We start from the raw sequence: 17,153 nt of genomic DNA, 5'->3' as shown, positions 1-17,153 counted from the left end.
GATCTCCGGGCGACCGCTTCGGTGCCGCGCAGGCCTCAGCCCAGGCGACATCTCGCGAACGTCGGAGCTCTCCCGCCGATCGCGTGCTGCCTCCCATCCGGACTTTCACCGTCGGTCCCGGAATTCCACCAGGTCAACCGGCCGCCGAACTGCAACGACCGGGTCGCGGACTATCACCGCCGGCTCGGAATTTCACCGACCCCGGAGCACGCGAGTGGGTTCACTCGTGACTCCAGTATGCCCCTGCTGGCAAGCCCCGCCACGATCCAGGTCACATTCCAAGACGCCAGGACCGGGGCTAATAACACAGATCCGGTAGACATTGCGGCGCCGTCTCAGTGGGTGTCGGTGGGGAATGACTGCCGGATCAGTGGTGTTGGCTTCGGATCGAGCGGGGTGGTTCGCCCTGCGTACCACTTGACCGTATTGAGGAGACACTCGTGCGCGCCTTCAGCGCTCCCTTCCGTCGTATCGCCGCGGCCGGGGCCGTGATCACACTGGCATGGGCGATGGTTGCCTGCGGCAGCGATGACGGCAAGGCCGCCGCCGACGGCCCCGACCTCGGCCTGCTCAAGGCCGGCACGCTGCGGATCGGGACGCTCACCGACGCGCCGCCGAACGTGTACGTCAAGGACGGCAAGTTCACCGGGTTCGACAACGACCTGATCACCGCGGTCGCGGCCAAGCTGAACCTGAAGCCGGAGTTCGTCGGGACCGACTTCTCCACCCTGCTGTCGCAGGTGAACGGCGGCCAGTTCGACCTCGGCAGCTCGTCGATCACGATCACCGAGGCGCGCAAGAAGACGGTTGCCTTCAGCAATGGCTACGACTTCGGCTACCTCGGCCTGAACACCACCAAGACGTCCGGGATCACCAAGTTCGACCAGCTCACCGGCAAGCGCGTCGTGGTGGTCCAGGGCACCGTCCAGGACGACTACGCGACGTCGAAGAACCTCGACCCGGTCCGGGTGCCGAACTACAACGCCGCGGTCGGCCAGCTCAAGGCCGGTACGGCGGATGCGTGGATCTCGCCGGCCGAGATCGGCGAGAAGATGGCCAAGGAGCAGGGCGGCGGCGTCATCGTCCTGGCGGCCAAGGAGCTGAGCTCCGCACCGACGGCGTACGCCGTGGCCAAGAGCAACGACAAGCTGCTCGCGGCGGTGAACAAGGCCCTCGACGAGGTCATCGCCGACGGCACCTGGACCAAGCTGGTCGAGCAGTACTACCCCGGCCGCGCCGTACCGGAGACCTTCAAGCCGGGTAGCGGGACTGTTAAGTTCACGGCTCCCAAAGCCTGATCCGGACGAGGCGGGCCGAGGGAAAAAGACATGGACATCTGGTCCACTCTGAACGAAACCTTCCTCGACTGGGGGTCGATGAAGGCAGTCCTGCCGGAGATGCTCAAGGTCGGACTGGTCAACACCCTGATTCTGGCGGCCGCCTCGGTCGTGCTGGGCACTGTGCTCGGCATGATCGTGGCGGTCTTCGCCCTGTCCCGGAAGCGCTGGCTCAGGTGGCCGGCGAAGATCTACACCGACATCTTCCGCGGCCTGCCTGCGATCCTGACCATCCTGCTGATCGGTCAGGGCCTGTCCCCGATCACCCGGCACTGGTGGGGCCCGAACCCGTACCCGCTGGGAATTCTCGCGCTGTCGCTGATCGCGTCGGCGTACATCGGGGAGATCTTCCGCTCCGGCATCCAGAGCGTGGAGAAGGGCCAGTTGGAGGCGGCGCGAGCGCTCGGCTTCAGCTACACCTCCGGGATGCGGCTCGTTGTCATCCCGCAGGGTGTCCGGCGGGTACTGCCGGCCTTGGTCAACCAGTTCATCGCGCTGATCAAGGAATCCAGCCTGGTGTACTTCCTCGGCCTGCTCGCGTCGCAGCGGGAGTTGTTCCGGATCGGGCAGGACTCCGCGGCGACCGACGGCAACCTCTCACCGTTGCTGCTGGCGGGAATCTTCTACCTGGTGATCACGGTCCCGCTCACCCACCTGGTCAACTACATCGACAAGCGCCTGCGTGAGGGTCGGCCGACCGACACCGTCGACTTGAAGGAGCCGGCTTATGCCGACAACCGTTGAGCTCGCTGCGAGCCTCGAGGTCCGCGGCGTCGAGCTCGCCTTCGGTACGAACAAGGTCCTGCGCGGCGTCGACCTCGACGTACCGGCCGGCCGGACGGCATGCGTGATCGGGCCGTCGGGTTCCGGGAAGTCGACACTGTTGCGAACGATCAACCGGCTGATCGAGCCGGACGCGGGCGATGTCCGGCTCGGCGGGGAGTCGGTGCTCGCCGGAAGCCCGGATGTGTTGCGGCGGCGGATCGGGATGGTGTTCCAGCACTTCAACCTGTTCCCGCACAAGAGCGTGATCGACAACATCACGCTCCCGCTGCGCAAGCTCCAGAAGCTCTCCGTTGAGGAAGCACGAGCTGCGGCGCTCGAGCAGTTGGAGCTCGTCGGATTGTCGGAGAAGGCTGAGTCTCGCCCCGGCAACCTCTCCGGCGGTCAGCAGCAGCGGGTCGCCATCGCGCGGGCGCTGGCCATGAAGCCTGAGGTGATGCTCTTCGACGAGGCGACCTCGGCTCTCGACCCGGAGCTTGTCAAAGGCGTCCTCGGGCTGATGGCCGACCTCGCCCAGTCCGGGATGACGATGGTCGTGGTCACCCACGAAATGGGGTTCGCGCGCGAGGTCGCCGACCAGGTTGCGTTCATGGATCAGGGGGTGGTGGTCGAGTCCGGCGTACCGGACCAGATCTTCACCGCTGCGGAGTCGCCCCGATTGCAGCAGTTCTTGTCGCAAGTGCTGTGACATCGCGAACCGCCACCACTGTGTAACGCTGCGCTGAGCACCCTCCTCACGCTCAGCACCAGCCCGCCGATCGCCATTTCGTGCGGTTGCTCAGTGGTGGCGGTCCGCTTTGGCTCGCCCCCTACCCTCGCCGTCCCGCCCTCGCCGTCCGCTATCCGGGGTTGTTGACGGGGAAGCGGCGTGGGGGCCGCGCTTTAGCGGGCGTTTACCGAAGGGTGAGGGTCGAGTGAGGCAACCCACCGCCCTGGGGGACGCATGGAGACTCGACTGACGCGGACCGGTCAGCGGTTGACCGGGCTGGCGATGATCGTTGCCGTCAGCGCGGTGATCGGGACGATCGTGGTGGCCGCGGCGCGCCCGCACACACAGCCTGCGCCCGCTCCCCCGCCTGCGGCAGCACCGGCCGCGACTCCGCCTCCGACGAAGTACGTCGTACTGACGTTCGACGATGGGCCGGATCCGGCCTACACGCCGAAGATCCTCGCGGTGCTGGCCAAGTACGAAGCGAAGGCGACGTTCTTCGAGGTGGGGAAGAACGTGGCGAAGCATCCGGAGCTGACCAAGGCGATTCATGCCGCTGGGCACAGCGTGCAGAACCACACGTGGGCGCACGCGGATCTGCGGCATCAGACTGCAGCCGGGTTCCGGAAGCAGGTCGGCGACACCGATCAGGCGATCCGGTCAGCGGCTGGGGTCACGCCGGGTTGCCTACGGCCGCCGTACGGCGGGGTCAGTGCGACTGTGCGTGCGCGCGCGAAGGCGCTCGGCAAGGAACTGGTGATGTGGACGATCGACTCGCGGGACTGGTCGAAGCCGGGCCCTGCGGTGATCGAGTCGCGTGTGCTCGGTGGGGTGAAGAGCGGCTCGGTGATCCTGTTGCACGACGGCGGCGGGAATCGTAGTCAGACCATCGAGGCGCTCCCGAGCATCCTGGAGAAGCTCAAGGCGCAGGGCTACGGCTTCCGTACGCTGTCCTGCTAGCTCAGCTCGGTCCCAGTCAGCGCGGTCCCAGTCAGCGCGGCCCCAGCCAGCTCGGTCTTGGTCAGCGTGGCTTGGTCAGCTCAGGGCGTCGATCAGCGGCACGACGTCGGCGATCGACTCGACGATCCGGGTCGGGCGGTACGGGAACCGGTCGACCTCGTGCTCACCGGTCGATCCGGAGAGCACGAGCACACTGCGCAGCCCGGCCTCGAGCCCACTGATGATGTCGGTATCCATCCGGTCGCCGATCATCACGGCCGTCTCGGAGTGCGCCTCGATCCGGTTCAGCGCGCTGCGCATCATCAACGGGTTCGGCTTGCCGACGAAGTACGGCGCGACGCCGGTCGCGCGGGTGATCAGCGCCGCCACCGAACCGGTCGCCGGCAGCGGGCCTTCCTGCGACGGCCCGGTCGGATCCGGGTTGGTCGCCAGGAACCGCGCCCCGTCGGCGATCAGCCGGATCGCCCGGGTGATCGCCTCGAACGAATACGTCCGCGTCTCTCCCAGTACGACGTAGTCCGGCGCGCGCTCGGTCAGCACGTACCCGATCTCGTGCAGAGCGGTGGTCAACCCCGCCTCGCCGATCACGTACGCCGTCCCGCCGGGGCGCTGATCGTCCAGGAACTGCGCCGTGGCCAGCGCACTCGTCCAGATCGCCTCCTCGGGAATATCGATGCCCGCGGCAAGCAACCGGGCGCGCAGATCACGCGGGGTGAAGATCGAGTTGTTGGTCAGCACCAGGAACTTCTTGCCCGACTTCTGCAACGTCGCGATGAACTCGGCAGCGCCGGGAATCGCGCGCTCCTCGTGCACGAGCACGCCGTCCATGTCGGTCAGCCAGCTCTCGACCGGCTTGTGATCAGTCATTGCGCTGCTCCTTCGGCGAGCCCACGAAGCTTCTCGATCATTGCGTTCGGGTCGTCCGCGGCATACACCGCCGAACCGGCCACGAACACGTCGGCACCGGCCTCCGCGCACCGCTCGATCGTCTCGGCCGACACCCCGCCGTCGATCTCGATCCACAGGTCGAGCCCGTGCTTGTCCAGCAGCGCCTTCGCCCGGCGAATCTTCGGCAAGCAGATGTCCAGGAACTTCTGCCCGCCGAACCCCGGCTCCACGGTCATGATCAGGATCATGTCCAGCTCGGACAGCATGTCCTCGTACGGCTCGATCGGCGTCGCCGGCTTCAGCGCCATCGCCGCCCGCGCTCCCTTGGCCCGAATCTCCCGCGCCGTCCGGATCGGCGCCCGGCACGCCTCGACATGGAACGTCACGCTCGACGCGCCCGCCTCGACATACCCAGGCGCCCAGCGATCTGGGTCTTCGATCATCAGATGCAGGTCCAGCGGCGTGTCGGTGGCCTTCGCCAGCGACTCCACGATCGGCAACCCCAGTGTCAGGTTCGGCACGAAGTGGTTGTCCATCACATCGACATGCAGCCAGTCCGCGTTCGACACGGCCGCCGCCTCATCCGCCAGCCGCGCAAAGTCCGCGGACAGAATGCTCGGCGCGATCTGAATCCCCATGAACCCAATCTATCCAGCCCACCTCCCGAACGCCGCCATCGGTGCCCCCGGTCAGCTGGCCAGTTCGGATTTCAGGACAGCCCGCAGATCGGTCGGACGACGCCCCAGGATCTCGCCCAGGGCCGGATCGACCGCGGCAAACTCGCCACGGCGGCTGGCCTGGAAGATCCCGAGGGTCAGGTCGACGACGAACGACGGCAGTCCTCGTGCCAGCGCCTGCTGTCTCCAGTCCTCGTCGTCGATCACCACGCGGACGATCTTCTTCCCGGTCAGCTCGGACGCAATGGCCGCCGCATCGGCGAGGTCCAGCGCCTCTGGCCCCGTGAGCGCGGGAGTTGTGCCCTGCAAGCGGTCTGGGTCGGTCAACGCGATCACCGCCGCATCGGCAAGATCTGGGTGGGCAGTCCAGGACACCGGACCATCCGCGGGCACCCGCAGCTCGCCTGTCGCAAGCGCCGTCCGCAGGTGCCAGGCCGTCGTACTGGCGTAGAAACCGTTGCGGAGCGCGGTGAAAGGGACTCCCGACTCGGCAAGGTGTTGCTCGGTGGCCGCATGTCCTCGGGTCGCGAGGAACAAGGAGTCCAGATTCGCGCCCATGTGGCTCGTGTAGAGAATGCGCTCAGCGCCAGCCTTCTGCGCCGCCTCGATCGCTGCCTGATGGGGCGCCGGATCAGCCGGCCCGGAGACGATCAGCACCTGACTCGCCCCTTCGAAGGCGTGCTCCAGCGCACTCGGATCATCGAAGTCGGCGCGTCTCACCCGAATCCCCCGCGCCGCGAACTCCGCGGCCTGTTCGGGGTCTCGCACGCTGACGCCCAGCTCCGCCGCGGGCATTCGCTCCACCAGCCGCCCCACCACTGCCTTGCCCAACCGCCCGGTCGCTCCGGTCACGATGATCATCTGCCACCTCCGTTATCGTCGCTAACAATTTCAAGCTATCACTGTTAACACGATTCTCCAACCGCTACCGTTGGCCCCGTGGATCGACGCCAGCAGGACGAGGACACCCGCGACCGGATGCGGGAAAAGATCGTCGGAGAAGCGACGAAACTGCTTGCCGTGGGCGGGCGTGACGCCGTGTCGACCCGCGCGGTCGCGACCGCGGCCGGGACGCAGGCACCCACCATCTATCGCCTCTTCGGCGACAAGGACGGTCTGCTGGCGGCGCTGCTCGACCACGGATTCACCACGTACCTGGAGGCCAAACCGCCGGTCGACCCCGACGCCGACCCGCTCGCCGATCTCCGCGACGGCTGGGACCTGCACCTCGACTTCGGGCTGACCAACCCAGCCCTGTTCGCCCTCATGTACGGCGAACCGCGCTCGAGCCCCCGGCCCGCTGCAGCCGAAGCCGGCATTGCGATCCTCCGCGATCGTGTCCGCGCTCTGGCCGCCGCCGGCCGCCTCGCCGTGTCCGAGGATTTGGCCGTCCAGATGATCCACGCAGCCGGCTCAGGCCTCGTGCTGGCGATGCTCGCCATCCCCGCGGACCAGCGTGATCCGCTGCTGTCCGACGCCATGTTCAGTGCACTGGTCGCCGCCATCACCACCGACGACATCACCCCGCCCCTCGACGGCCCAGTGCCCGCAGCCAACGCGCTCCGCGCTCAGCTAAGCGACCTCAACGCACTGACCCCAGGCGAGCGTCACGTCCTCGACGAGTGGCTCACCCGCATCACCACTCAGTAGCTACGCAGCCAGTTGGCCGCAGCGGCCACCGACTCAACGATGGCTACGCCGTTGGGTGCGGGCGGTCTCCGGATGAGGACAACCGGGACGTGAAGTTCGCGAGCAGCGGTGAGCTTCGCCGCAGTCTGCGGACCACCGCTGTCCTTGGTGACGAGCACATCGATGTGATGCTCGCGGAACAGTTCGAGTTCGGCATCGACGACGTACGGGCCGCGGTCGAGCAGCAGCGTGCACCAGGCCGGCGTTGGCTCGGGCGGGTCCACGCAGCGCGCCAGCGTCCACAGACCAGTGCCGGCGAACGCGTCCAGCCCCTGCCTGCCGATCGTGAGAAACACGCGCCGCCCCAGCATCGGGAGAAGGGAAGCCGCCTGATCCGCACTCTCTACCCAGTGCCAGTCGTCTCCCGGCCCCGCGCCCCAGCCCGGTCGGCGCAGCACCAGCAGCGGTACTCCGACCGCGCGGGTGGCCGCCACCGCGTGCTCGGTCATCGTCGCGGCAAACGGATGGGTAGCGTCGACCACGGCATCCACCTGGTTCTCAGTCAGCCACTGCGCCAGACCGGATGCGCCACCGAAACCGCCAACACGGACCTCACCATCAGGCAGCCGCAGCTCCCGCGTCCGACCGGCCAGCGACGACACCACCTCGAAGTCAGCCAACTGTCCGGCCAGCTCGCGGGCCTCGCCCGTACCGCCGAGCAGCAGGACCTTCATCGTTCCCGAGTAGTCGAGTACAAGTGGCTGTCGCGGAACTCGGTTGCCGCCAGCACCTTCCCGACCACAATGACCGCCGTACGGCGAATGCCCGCCGCCTGCACCTGCTCCGCAATGTCGGCCAGTGTCCCGCGCAGCACCTCCTCGTCGTCCCGTGAAGCACGTGCCACCACTGCGACCGGACAGTCCGCGCCATAGCTCGGCAGGAGCTCGCTGACCACGCGATCGATCTGCTGCACGGCCAGATGCAGCACCAGCGTCGCCTGGCTCGCACCGAGGGTCGCCAGGTCCTCACTGGCCGGCATGGCTGACGCCCGGCCGCCGATGCGGGTCAGGATGACGGTCTGCCCTACCTCCGGCACGGTCAGCTCCCGGTTGAGGGACGCTGCGGCCGCGGCATACGCCGGTACGCCGGGTGTGACGTCGTACGGGATGTTGAGCGCGTCGAGCCGGCGCATCTGCTCAGCCATCGCGCTGAAGACTGACGGGTCGCCGGAGTGCAGTCGCGCAACGTCGAGACCAGCAGCGTGCGCAGCGGACAGCTCAGCGATGATCTGGTCGAGGTCGAGGTTGGCCGTGTCCACCTTGTGCGCCCCGACCGGGCAGTGCTCAAGGAGCTCAACCGGCACCAGCGCACCGGCGTACAGGCAGACCGGCGACGCCGTGATCAGGTCACGCCCGCGCACGGTGATCAGGTCGGCAGCACCCGGTCCAGCGCCGATGAAATGCACGGTCACTTCGTCACGCTCCAAATCGTCACCGGCATCGCAGGACGCCATCCGGTCATCCCACCAACCGCTGAGGCCCGCTGCACATCCATCCGCACCAAGTCGCCGCCTAGCTCCTGGTACCAACGCGCAATCAGCACCTCGGTCTCCAGCGTCACGCCGTTCATCACCAGGCGCCCGCCGGGCCGCAGCGCTGCCCAGCACGCCTCAACCATTCCCTCGGCCGTCGCACCGCCGCCGATGAAGATCGCGTCCGGTTCGTCAGCCCACCCCGGCAACCCGGGCGACTCTTGCGTCTGTGGCTTGAACGACTCCAGCACCTCAGGGGCCGCGCCGTGCACCACTGTCACGTTCGCCCCAAGCGCGGCCACGTTCCGCTCGAGCCGTCGTACTCGCTCTTCGTCGCGTTCGATCGCGATAGCGCGACAGGTCGGGTGGTGCCGCGACCACTCGATCCCGATGCTGCCCGCTCCCCCGCCGATGTCCCACAGCAGTTGCCCTGGCACCGGTGCGAGCCGTGACAACGTCACTGCGCGCACCTCACGCTTCGTCAGTTGCCCATCACTCTCGTACGCCGCATCCGGCAATCCGGGCGCAGTCGACAGCACCGGTCCGTCCGCACAGCGCACCGCGATGACGTTGAGGGGGTCTACCTCACCAGTCCACTCAGCAGCCGTCGTACGGGTCACGCGTTCCGCCGGACCGCCCAGCTGCTCCAGCACGATGAACTCACTCGCACCGTAGCCCCGGGCAACCAGCAGGTCGGCCACCTCGCCCGGAGTCCGCGCACCCCAGCTCAGAACCAGGAACCGCGACCCCGGCTGGACGTGCGGGTGCACCAGTGAAGTCGGGCGCCCCACCAGGCTGACGACCTGCACCTGCTCCTGCGCCCACCCCAGCCGCGCACATGCGAGCGAAACACTCGACGGATGCGGGATCACCCGGACAGCACTTGCCCCCAGCAACCGCACCAACGTCGTACCGATCCCATGGAACGTCGGATCCCCGCTGGCCAGCACACACACCCGCCGACCGCGGTACTCAGCCAGCAACCCCGGCAAAGCCTCCGACAGTGGCGACGGCCAAGCCCGGCGTTCCGCCGTACCGGCCGGGACCAGACCGAGCTGCCTGGTGCTTCCCATCAGCACATCAGCCGCTGCGATCGCCTCGCGCGCAGCCGGCGCCAGACCGTCGTACCCGTCCGCACCGATGCCGACGACTACGACCTCAGCCCCCATTGCCGAGCACCTTCGTCACAGTGATCTCCAGAACGACCCGCTGCGGATTCACCCGCGGCTCCTTGTACCGCCGCGCATACCGCTGCTCCGCGTCCCGCACCCGCTCCGGCTCGTCCACCACCACCGCAAGCCCCTCAAGCGTGCTCCACCGCCGCCCGTCCACCTGCGTCACCGCAACCGCCGCAGTCCCCAGCCGCCGAATCGCCCGAGCCTTGTACGAGGTCCCCGAGCAGATCACCCGAGCCAGCCCCGACTCCGGGTCGATAGTCACCCCCACCGGCGTCGCATGGACCGACCCATCCCCCCGGACCGTGCTCAGCACCGCCAGGTGCCGCTCACTCCAGAACTCCACCAACCGCTCAGTCCACAACACCCAGCGATCGTAAACAGCAAGGCCCGCCCGGCAACCGGGCGGGCCTCACCTACGCACTACTTCAAGCAGCCACAGTCACTGCCTTGGTCGACGCCACCCCCGACGCATGCCCAGTCCGCACACACGTCGCAGCGACGTACAGCGCCTTCTTGCCCATTGCGGTGGTCAACACCAGCGACGCCTTGGTCCCACCGGCAACCGCCTTGCCAGCCGAGTACCACTGGAACTTCACCGCCGTACAGGTCGGTGCCCAAGTCCCAGCCGAGGCCGTCACGGTTTTGCCCACCTTGACGGTCCCCGTCACCACCGGGCCTTTGGAAGCCTTAGGCGCCACCCCAGCCGCCACCACGACCGCAGCCGTCGTCACGGCAGTACTGGTCGATCCGGCGCGCGCAGCTGTCACCGTGACGCTGAGCTTGTGCTCCAACATCGCCGCAGCAGGCGTATAGGTAGCCGCGCCGGCACCACGAATCGCTGCCCCGTTGTCCCGCCACTGATACGTGTAGGACGTGGCCGCCGGCGACCAGGTCCCGACCGCGACCTTCACGGCAGCCCCCACCTGCACCGGCGCAACCAGAGCCGGCGCCTTGGTGTTCGCCAACGCCGGCGGGGTCACCGTGAACGCACTCGCCAACGTCGCCGACCCACCGGCGAACGAATCGACCGTCAGGTTCCGAGCACCAGCCGCAGCACCCTTCAAGTCGACTGTCACCGTGGCCGCAGTCCGGTCCGCCGAAACCGACTTCACCACACCGACCAGATCCGGCTTTCCGGCTGCCTTGAACGTCACCACGTCCTTCAGATGCAGCGACTTCCCCTTGACAGTCACTGTGGCCGACGCGCCGGTTGCAGCACTGGCAGGAGCAACGCTGCTGACCCCGAAGGTCGCTCCACCACACAGCGGCGTCTCACAAGACGCATCCATGGTGTACTTCAGCGCCGCCGGGTCCGGCTGCTCGGGGACGTTCAGCAGCACAACGGCATTCCAGGACTGCGTCTCGCGTCCATCGCAGCCAAAGTCGCCGTCGTCGCCCGAGAACGACTCACAGGTGTCGGACGGCGTCGGGCCGAAGGAGGTGATGGTCGGGTTCGTTCCACCGGCCGTCTGGTTGCGGGCGTGTCCACGAAGCGTCGTGTCCTTCGCCATCGGGAACGTCACGCAACTGCTCGGCTTGCTCTTCGTGAGCTCTCCGGTGATCGGCCCGAACCCGTACGCCGAGTTGACCTTCGTGCACTCGGCCGCAGGACCCGCGGCGGTGGCGACCCGGTACGTCTCCACGGTGAAGGGCCCACCGGCCCCGATCGTGGGGTCGTTCCACGCCAGCACCTGGTAGCCGGCCGAACCGCGCAACGAGCAGCGCTCCTCGTAGGTCGACCGGCAGATCAGCTCACCGGCCGTGTTGTGCACATCGAGGCGGATGCTGTCGTCGGCGTTGCGGACGTTGGCGACGAACTGGTCGGTCGCCGCTCCCGTCACCTTGAAACAACGGACGGTCGCGGCGTCCGGGATTGTTCCGGATCCGGAAACACTCCCGACCACAGTCGAGCTCACCGGCGTACAGCCGGGAGCGGTGGCGGTAACGTCGCGCCGGGCGATCCGGTGGCTTGCTGTGTCGGAAGACCCGAGCACCAGCACAACAGCGGCCTTACCGGCGGGGTACGAGCAGGTCACGAACGACGCCGCCGCCGCGCTCCCCTCACACCACTCTTCCGAGCCGACCGACAGCGCCAGCGTGGTAGCCGTGCCGATGGCCCCCGTGCGGCTGTGCTCGACCGTCTCGGCCGCCGAGTGACCGTTGGCAGGTACCGCAAGGCATTCCATAAACCGATCCGGCCGCAGGGCCACAACCGTGCCACCCGGCGCGGAGAAGGTGCTCTGCGGGAAGGCCTTGCAGCCTGGGTTCGGATCGGCAGCCACCACAGCGAGCTGGTAGTTGTCCGCACCCTTCCAAGGGCCCCGGTGCAGGACCGCGCGGAACGGCGCCTTCCCGGTCAGTCTGCAGAGTCTCGGCGCATCGGAACCGCCGCTGAAGTTCGGTCCCCAGGCACACATCTCGGCGCCGGCCGCATCCACGACCCAGCCGGTGGTGACCGTCTTTCCGAGCGGTTCGGCGACGACAACGCGGCTTCCGGCCGCTGCGCGCAGACTCAAGCAGTCGAACTGCGTACCGACGGGCAACGTCCCGGTCTTCGCGGCGTAGGTGTCGGCCGGCTGGGCGACACAACCCGCCGTACTGGAGAAGGGGAAGACCGCGACCCGCTCGTTCGCCTGGGCGAGCAGGCTGTACTTGCCAGGCTGGAGCTGGCAGGAGAAGAGGCTGGTGCAGCCCTCAAGACCGTCGGTCTTGTAGGCACCGCGGCCGCCGTTTCCATAGCTGTACGCCGTCGACGCGTCGACCCGGTAGCGACCGGCAGCGGTCACCGTGAGCTCGCGGCATCGGCCACCCGCGGCCGGCGCGGGAGCACCGAAGCTGGTCACGGCGACCGGCGCACAGCCGACCGGAGCGTTCAGCCGCCCGATGTCGAGGACGTAGGAACCCTTGAAGTAGTAGTTTCGCGTGCTCAGCACACGGAACGGCCCAGTACCCTGCAGAACACACCCATCGTGCTGTGAGTCCTGGTTGCAGACTGTCGCTCCGCTCGGGCCGACAATCCGGCTCGTGCCTTCCACATCCGGCCCTTGCAGCCGCACCAGGATTCGATCGCCCGACTTGCCTGCGATCGGTTGACAGTCGAGCTGAACCGGCGATTGGAGAGTCCTGGTCGGAGCCGGCGTGTCCCACCGCGGCTCGATCTCCGGTGCGCAACCGGCCGTTGCCGCGAGGTCGTTGACCGCCAGCGCGAAGTCATAGGTCTTGATACCGGCCAGGCTCGTCAGCAGGACCGTGTAGCTGCCCGCCGGGACCGAGCACGACTCGTCGCACCAGACGCGTTGGCCGGCCTGTGTGTACAGCTCCCGCTGGTTGACGATGTTGCTGCTGTCGTCCTCGACGCCGAGCCGGAGAGAGAGCAGCCCGGGCGAGGTGGTCGTGATCGAGCGGCAGGTGGTCGTGCCGGTCCGCAGTTGGCCGGTCGCGACCGAGCCGGTGGCGTCTCCGAACGGAGCCAACGGCAGCGCGGGGCATGCGGTGGGGTTGGTCAACCGGAACAACATGAACGGAAAGATCGTTGTGACGGAGCTGTCGGATCCGTTCACGCCGGTCATCCAGGCCCGGTAGGGCCCAGGTCCGCTCAGCTCACAGGTCCGGGCGCCACTGTGCAGGTGGCAAGGTTCGCCGCCCTCTGCGTTGTAGATGACCCCGCCGGTGGCGTCACCGACGCCCATAACGTCGCCGGGAGCGCCGGAGAAGGTGAAGCAGGTCGAGACCAGCCCACGTGCGCCCTCCGTGGGTCGAGGAGCCGCAGCCGGCGAGAGGTCCGAGTCGGTCAGGGTTGTGCAGGCGCCGTGGAAGATCGAGACCACGAACAGCGTGTAGGAGGCGACTTCGGAGCCATAGTTCCGTGCCGTCAGCGTGTACTCACCGGCTGCACCCAGATCACAGCGTCTCCGGCCGGAGACGTAACAGCTGGTGTTGTCGCCGTTCACCGTGACGTTGACGTACGACCTCGACGGCATATCGGCTCGGAGCAGCAGCGACTCGTTCGCCGCCGTGGTGGTGATCGTGAAGGTGTCGGTCGTGTCGACCTCGATCGCCTCGCACGTAGTGATCGTGCCGAAGGCCACCGCGCCACCGCAGTCGGCCTCGGTCGCCTTGGCAGCCTTGGTCTTGCTCGAAGGTACCGGCTTCGTTGTGGCCGTTGGTGGTGGTGTCGGCTTGGCTGCGGTGGCTTCTGGAGCTTGCAGGAGGGACACCGCCAGTACGGCGGTCAATAGTGCCGTGACCGCCTTGCGGAATGGCATGCGGCGGCGTTGCGTACTCATCTGGAAAGTCCTCCCCTGGTGCTCACCCCGAGCGGCGGGAGCCTAACAGGGGGTGGGGACTGGGGAGGACTGTTTTGCACTTTGTTGCAATGGGTTAGCCGATGTCTCGGCGGCGGAAGGTGGTTAGGCCGGCGGCTAGGAGGGCTGCGGCTATGGCTGTTAGGGCTAGGACGGGAGTGAGGGTGAAGGTGCCGCCGGGGAGGCGGGGGGTGTGGCCGTAGGGGCTCAGGTTGATGACGGCTTGGGGGAGGTTGAAGAGGGCGCCGAACTGGCCTATGAGGAGGAAGAGGCCGTAGAGGGCCCAGGAGGCGGTTACCAGCTTGGGGGCCAGGCCGAAGAGGGCTACTACTAGGGCTGTTACCAGCCAGATGGCTGGGAGTTGGACTGCGGCTGCGGCGAGCATGCGGGGGACTTGGTGGCCTACGTTGCCCAGGGATGCGCCGCTGGAGAGGCCGGAGCCTAGTCCGGCGATCATGATGAGGGCTCCGGTGCCTAGGAGGGCCATCAGGACGTGGCTGGCTAGCCATCGAGTGCGGGTGACGCCGGTGGCCAGGAGGGGTTCGGCTCTTAGGGCTGTCTCTTCGGAGCGGAGGCGGAGGGCGGCTTGGATGCCGTACGCCGAGGCCAGCAGGCCGACCATGCCCATCTCGGTGGAGAGGAAGGCGTCGGTGATGGCTTGGACGCCGCCTAGCTTCTGGACCATCTCGCGGGCGCTGTCGCTGGTGACAAAGCCGTCGACGTTGCTGGCGATGTTGCCGACCAGGAGGCCAAGGAGGAGGAAGGCGAAACCCCAGCCGTACAAGGAGCCTCGGTGTAGTCGCCAGGCCAGGGCCAGGGGTGAGCGCAGTGACGGTGCGCCGACAGCGGGGCCGGGGCGAGGGCGGACCAGGCCTGCACCGACATCGCGGCGGCGGATGAGGGCCAGTGCTCCGGTGACTAACAAAGCCAGGAATGCCAGGGGCAGGAGGACTACGACGTACCGGTCTCCGGCGAAGGCTCGGATCTGTTGGGACCAGCCGATGGGTGACAGCCAGGAGACCCACTCGGACTTGCCGTCGGATGAGGAGTCACCGATTGCGCGCAGGACGTAGGAGACGCCTAGGACAATGGCGGTGAAGCCGTTGGCGGTACGGGCGCCCTCGGTGAGCTGGGCGACTAGTGCGCCGACGCCGGCGAAGGAGAGGCCGGCGGTGATCCAGATGAGTCCGAACGCGAAAGAGCCGGCTGCTGGTAGGCCTAGGCCGATGAGGGCCAGTGCGGTCAGCAAACCCAGCACTACAACGGTTCCGGTCGATACGAGCAGGGCTGCGGTCAGAGCGGCGTACCGGCCGAGCACTCCGGCGCTCAGAAGCTCTAGGCGACCGGACTCCTCTTCGGCGCGGGTATGGCGGACCACGAGGATCGATGCGAGCAGTCCGACCAGTGCAGCGCCGAATGCGGTCAGCTTGAACAGCGAGAGCTCCCCGAGCGAGGTCTCGTCGAAAATGCGGCCGTAGAGCGACACCAGGGCCGGCGACGCGTTCGTCGTACGGGCTGCTTCTACGCGGGATGCGACATCGGTGTAGAGATCCATAGTGGCCTGGGCCGAGCCTGCGGCCATCACGACGAACACTGCGATCCAGGTGGGGATCAGAACGCGGTCACGTCGCAGAGCGAGGCGGACCAGCGTCCCAGTACCTACGAAGTCGCTCATGAGGCGGCCACCGAGTCGTCCTCGTAGTGGCGCAGGAACAGCTCCTCCAGCGTCGGGGGCTGTGCCACCAGACTCTTGATGCCACTGGCCGCGAGCTCTCGCATCACTGCGTCGAGCTGGGCGGTGTCCACCTCGCAGTGGACTCGGTTGCCCTCGACATCCAGTGAGTGCACGCCTGGCAACGACGCAAGGCCGTTTGGGGCGGCAGATAGCTCGGCCTGGATGGAGGTGCGCGTCAGGTGGCGCAGGTCGGACATCGTGCCGGTCTCGACCACCTTGCCGCGGCGGATGATGCTGATCCGGTCGCAGAGCGCCTCGACCTCGGAGAGGATGTGGCTGGACAGCAGGACGGTACGGTCGCGCTGTCGCTCCTCCTCGATGCACTGGCGGAACACCTCCTCCATCAGGGGATCCAGTCCGGAGGTTGGCTCGTCCAGGATGAGCAGCTCGACGTCGGAGGCGAGTGCCGCGACCAGTGCGACCTTCTGACGGTTGCCCTTGGAGTAGGTGCGGCCCTTCTTGGTCGGATCCAGGTCGAAGCGGCGCAGCAGGTCGTCGCGCTTCTTCGGGTCCAGCCCGCCGCGCAGCCGGCCGAGCAGGTCAATCACCTCGCCGCCGGTCAGGTTCGGCCAGAGGTTGACGTCACCGGGGACGTAGGCCAGCCGGCGATGCAGCTGGGCCGCGTCGCGCCACGGGTCGCCGCCGAGCAGCGACACGTCGCCCTCGTCACCGCGCAGCAGTCCGAGCAGCACCCGGATGGTGGTGGACTTCCCGGCGCCGTTCGGGCCCAGGAATCCGTGCACCTCGCCGGTGGTGACCTCCAGGTCGAGACCGTCGAGAGCGTGCGTTGCGCCATAGGACTTGTGCAGTCCGGAGACCACGATGGCTGATGTCATGTTTCATAACGTACACTTCATTCAGAAGTTTGTGAATCTTCGAAACGAGCGTGCCGGGAAGGGATGATGGGCCGGTGAGTGCACAACGCGACGACGAGGCCGTCAAGCGGTACGCCGAGCAGTTCGGCAACCTGCTGGCCGACACGGGCTGGCCCCGGATGGCCGGCCGGGCCTTCTCCGCCATCCTGTCCAGCGAGGACGGCCGGCTGACCGCCGCCGAGCTGTCCGACCAGCTCCAGGCCAGCCCCGCCGCCGTCTCCGGCGCGGTCAACTACCTGCTCCAGCTCCGCCTGGCCACCCGCGAACGCGAGCCCGGCAGCCGCCGCGACGTCTACGTCGTCCAGGACGACGCCTGGTACCAGACCATGATGACCGAGGACCAGTCGCTGCTCCGCTGGTCGGCATCGCTGCGCAAGGTCCTCGACGCCTCCGGCGAAGGCACCCCCGCCCACTACCGAGTGCGGATCTCCCTGGCCTTCATCGACTTCATCAGCGGCGAGGTCAAAGGCCTCAGCGAACGCTGGGTAGCCCGCAAGGCCGAGCTCGACGCGGAAATCGACGCGGAGTACAAGTAGAAAGGGCCCGG

At 67.5% G+C, this 17,153-nt stretch carries 16 protein-coding genes and 1 riboswitch; of the genes, 6 read left to right on the top strand and 10 right to left on the bottom strand.

What is annotated here, in order from left to right:
* Window positions 1-79 precede the first annotated feature (79 nt).
* A riboswitch (FMN riboswitch) is annotated at window positions 80-214 on the bottom strand.
* Window positions 215-440: 226 nt separating this feature from the next.
* From E1263_RS10750 to E1263_RS10735, 4 genes are all read left to right on the top strand, one after another.
* Window positions 441-1,298 carry an ABC transporter substrate-binding protein gene (locus tag E1263_RS10750; protein ID WP_202868821.1) on the top strand — a complete coding sequence of 286 codons (858 nt, stop codon included), beginning with the start codon at window positions 441-443 and terminating at the stop codon, window positions 1,296-1,298.
* Between the two features lie 30 nt (window positions 1,299-1,328).
* Complete coding sequence (locus tag E1263_RS10745; protein ID WP_132167073.1) at window positions 1,329-2,081, top strand: amino acid ABC transporter permease; 753 nt, start codon at window positions 1,329-1,331, stop codon at window positions 2,079-2,081.
* The gene (locus E1263_RS10740; protein WP_132167072.1) at window positions 2,065-2,808 is read left to right on the top strand and encodes an amino acid ABC transporter ATP-binding protein; all 744 of its coding nucleotides are present in this window, start codon (window positions 2,065-2,067) and stop codon (window positions 2,806-2,808) included. Before E1263_RS10745 ends, E1263_RS10740 begins: the two co-directional genes overlap by 17 nt.
* Window positions 2,809-3,063: 255 nt before the next feature.
* A complete protein-coding gene (locus tag E1263_RS10735; protein ID WP_238161163.1) occupies window positions 3,064-3,789 on the top strand; it encodes a polysaccharide deacetylase family protein in 726 nt (241 codons plus the stop codon).
* Window positions 3,790-3,864: 75 nt separating this feature from the next.
* Here E1263_RS10735 and E1263_RS10730 read toward each other — a convergent pair whose 3' ends face one another.
* The 3 genes from E1263_RS10730 to E1263_RS10720 are packed head-to-tail and all read right to left on the bottom strand — an operon-like array spanning window position 3,865 to window position 6,215.
* Window positions 3,865-4,656 carry an HAD-IIA family hydrolase gene (locus E1263_RS10730; RefSeq protein ID WP_132167071.1) on the bottom strand — a complete coding sequence of 264 codons (792 nt, stop codon included), beginning with the start codon at window positions 4,654-4,656 and terminating at the stop codon, window positions 3,865-3,867.
* On the bottom strand, window positions 4,653-5,315 hold the full coding sequence (rpe, locus tag E1263_RS10725) for a ribulose-phosphate 3-epimerase (RefSeq protein WP_132167070.1): 663 nt from the start codon (window positions 5,313-5,315) through the stop codon (window positions 4,653-4,655). The genes E1263_RS10730 and rpe overlap by 4 nt, the downstream gene beginning before the upstream one ends.
* A 51-nt stretch (window positions 5,316-5,366) precedes the next feature.
* A complete protein-coding gene (locus E1263_RS10720; protein ID WP_132167069.1) occupies window positions 5,367-6,215 on the bottom strand; it encodes an NAD(P)H-binding protein in 849 nt (282 codons plus the stop codon).
* Between the two features lie 78 nt (window positions 6,216-6,293).
* Here E1263_RS10720 and E1263_RS10715 point away from each other — a divergent pair, with 78 nt between their 5' ends.
* Window positions 6,294-7,004 (top strand): TetR/AcrR family transcriptional regulator, encoded by a 711-nt coding sequence (locus E1263_RS10715; protein WP_238161162.1) that lies wholly within the window; start codon window positions 6,294-6,296, stop codon window positions 7,002-7,004.
* Here the strand turns inward: E1263_RS10715 and E1263_RS10710 are convergent.
* The 7 genes from E1263_RS10710 to E1263_RS10680 form a co-directional block, all read right to left on the bottom strand.
* Window positions 6,998-7,717, bottom strand: a complete 720-nt coding sequence (locus tag E1263_RS10710; protein WP_132167068.1) for a cobalt-precorrin-6A reductase — start codon at window positions 7,715-7,717, stop codon at window positions 6,998-7,000. The genes E1263_RS10715 and E1263_RS10710 overlap by 7 nt on opposite strands.
* Window positions 7,714-8,454 carry a precorrin-4 C(11)-methyltransferase gene (gene cobM / locus E1263_RS10705; RefSeq protein ID WP_132167067.1) on the bottom strand — a complete coding sequence of 247 codons (741 nt, stop codon included), beginning with the start codon at window positions 8,452-8,454 and terminating at the stop codon, window positions 7,714-7,716. The genes E1263_RS10710 and cobM overlap by 4 nt, the downstream gene beginning before the upstream one ends.
* Window positions 8,451-9,683, bottom strand: a complete 1,233-nt coding sequence (cbiE, locus tag E1263_RS10700; RefSeq protein ID WP_132167066.1) for a precorrin-6y C5,15-methyltransferase (decarboxylating) subunit CbiE — start codon at window positions 9,681-9,683, stop codon at window positions 8,451-8,453. The genes cobM and cbiE overlap by 4 nt, the downstream gene beginning before the upstream one ends.
* On the bottom strand, window positions 9,673-10,056 hold the full coding sequence (locus tag E1263_RS10695) for a TIGR03618 family F420-dependent PPOX class oxidoreductase (RefSeq protein ID WP_132167065.1): 384 nt from the start codon (window positions 10,054-10,056) through the stop codon (window positions 9,673-9,675). Before E1263_RS10695 ends, cbiE begins: the two co-directional genes overlap by 11 nt.
* A gap of 61 nt (window positions 10,057-10,117) precedes the next feature.
* Entirely contained in the window at window positions 10,118-13,978 is a 3,861-nt protein-coding gene (locus tag E1263_RS10690; RefSeq protein WP_132167064.1) for a hypothetical protein, read from the bottom strand.
* A 94-nt stretch (window positions 13,979-14,072) separates the two neighbouring features.
* The gene (locus E1263_RS10685) at window positions 14,073-15,671 is read right to left on the bottom strand and encodes an ABC transporter permease (protein ID WP_132167063.1); all 1,599 of its coding nucleotides are present in this window, start codon (window positions 15,669-15,671) and stop codon (window positions 14,073-14,075) included.
* Window positions 15,668-16,567 carry an ABC transporter ATP-binding protein gene (locus E1263_RS10680; RefSeq protein WP_132167062.1) on the bottom strand — a complete coding sequence of 300 codons (900 nt, stop codon included), beginning with the start codon at window positions 16,565-16,567 and terminating at the stop codon, window positions 15,668-15,670. Before E1263_RS10680 ends, E1263_RS10685 begins: the two co-directional genes overlap by 4 nt.
* A 74-nt stretch (window positions 16,568-16,641) precedes the next feature.
* Here E1263_RS10680 and E1263_RS10675 point away from each other — a divergent pair, with 74 nt between their 5' ends.
* The gene (locus E1263_RS10675; protein WP_132167061.1) at window positions 16,642-17,142 is read left to right on the top strand and encodes a GbsR/MarR family transcriptional regulator; all 501 of its coding nucleotides are present in this window, start codon (window positions 16,642-16,644) and stop codon (window positions 17,140-17,142) included.
* The last annotated feature ends 11 nt before the right edge of the window (window positions 17,143-17,153 follow it).

This window comes from Kribbella antibiotica (assembly GCF_004349055.1).
In the GTDB taxonomy this organism is placed as follows: Bacteria; Actinomycetota; Actinomycetes; order Propionibacteriales; family Kribbellaceae; genus Kribbella; species Kribbella antibiotica.
The sequence above is the reverse complement of the archived record's forward strand: the minus strand, read 5'-3'. Positions and strand labels throughout refer to the sequence as shown.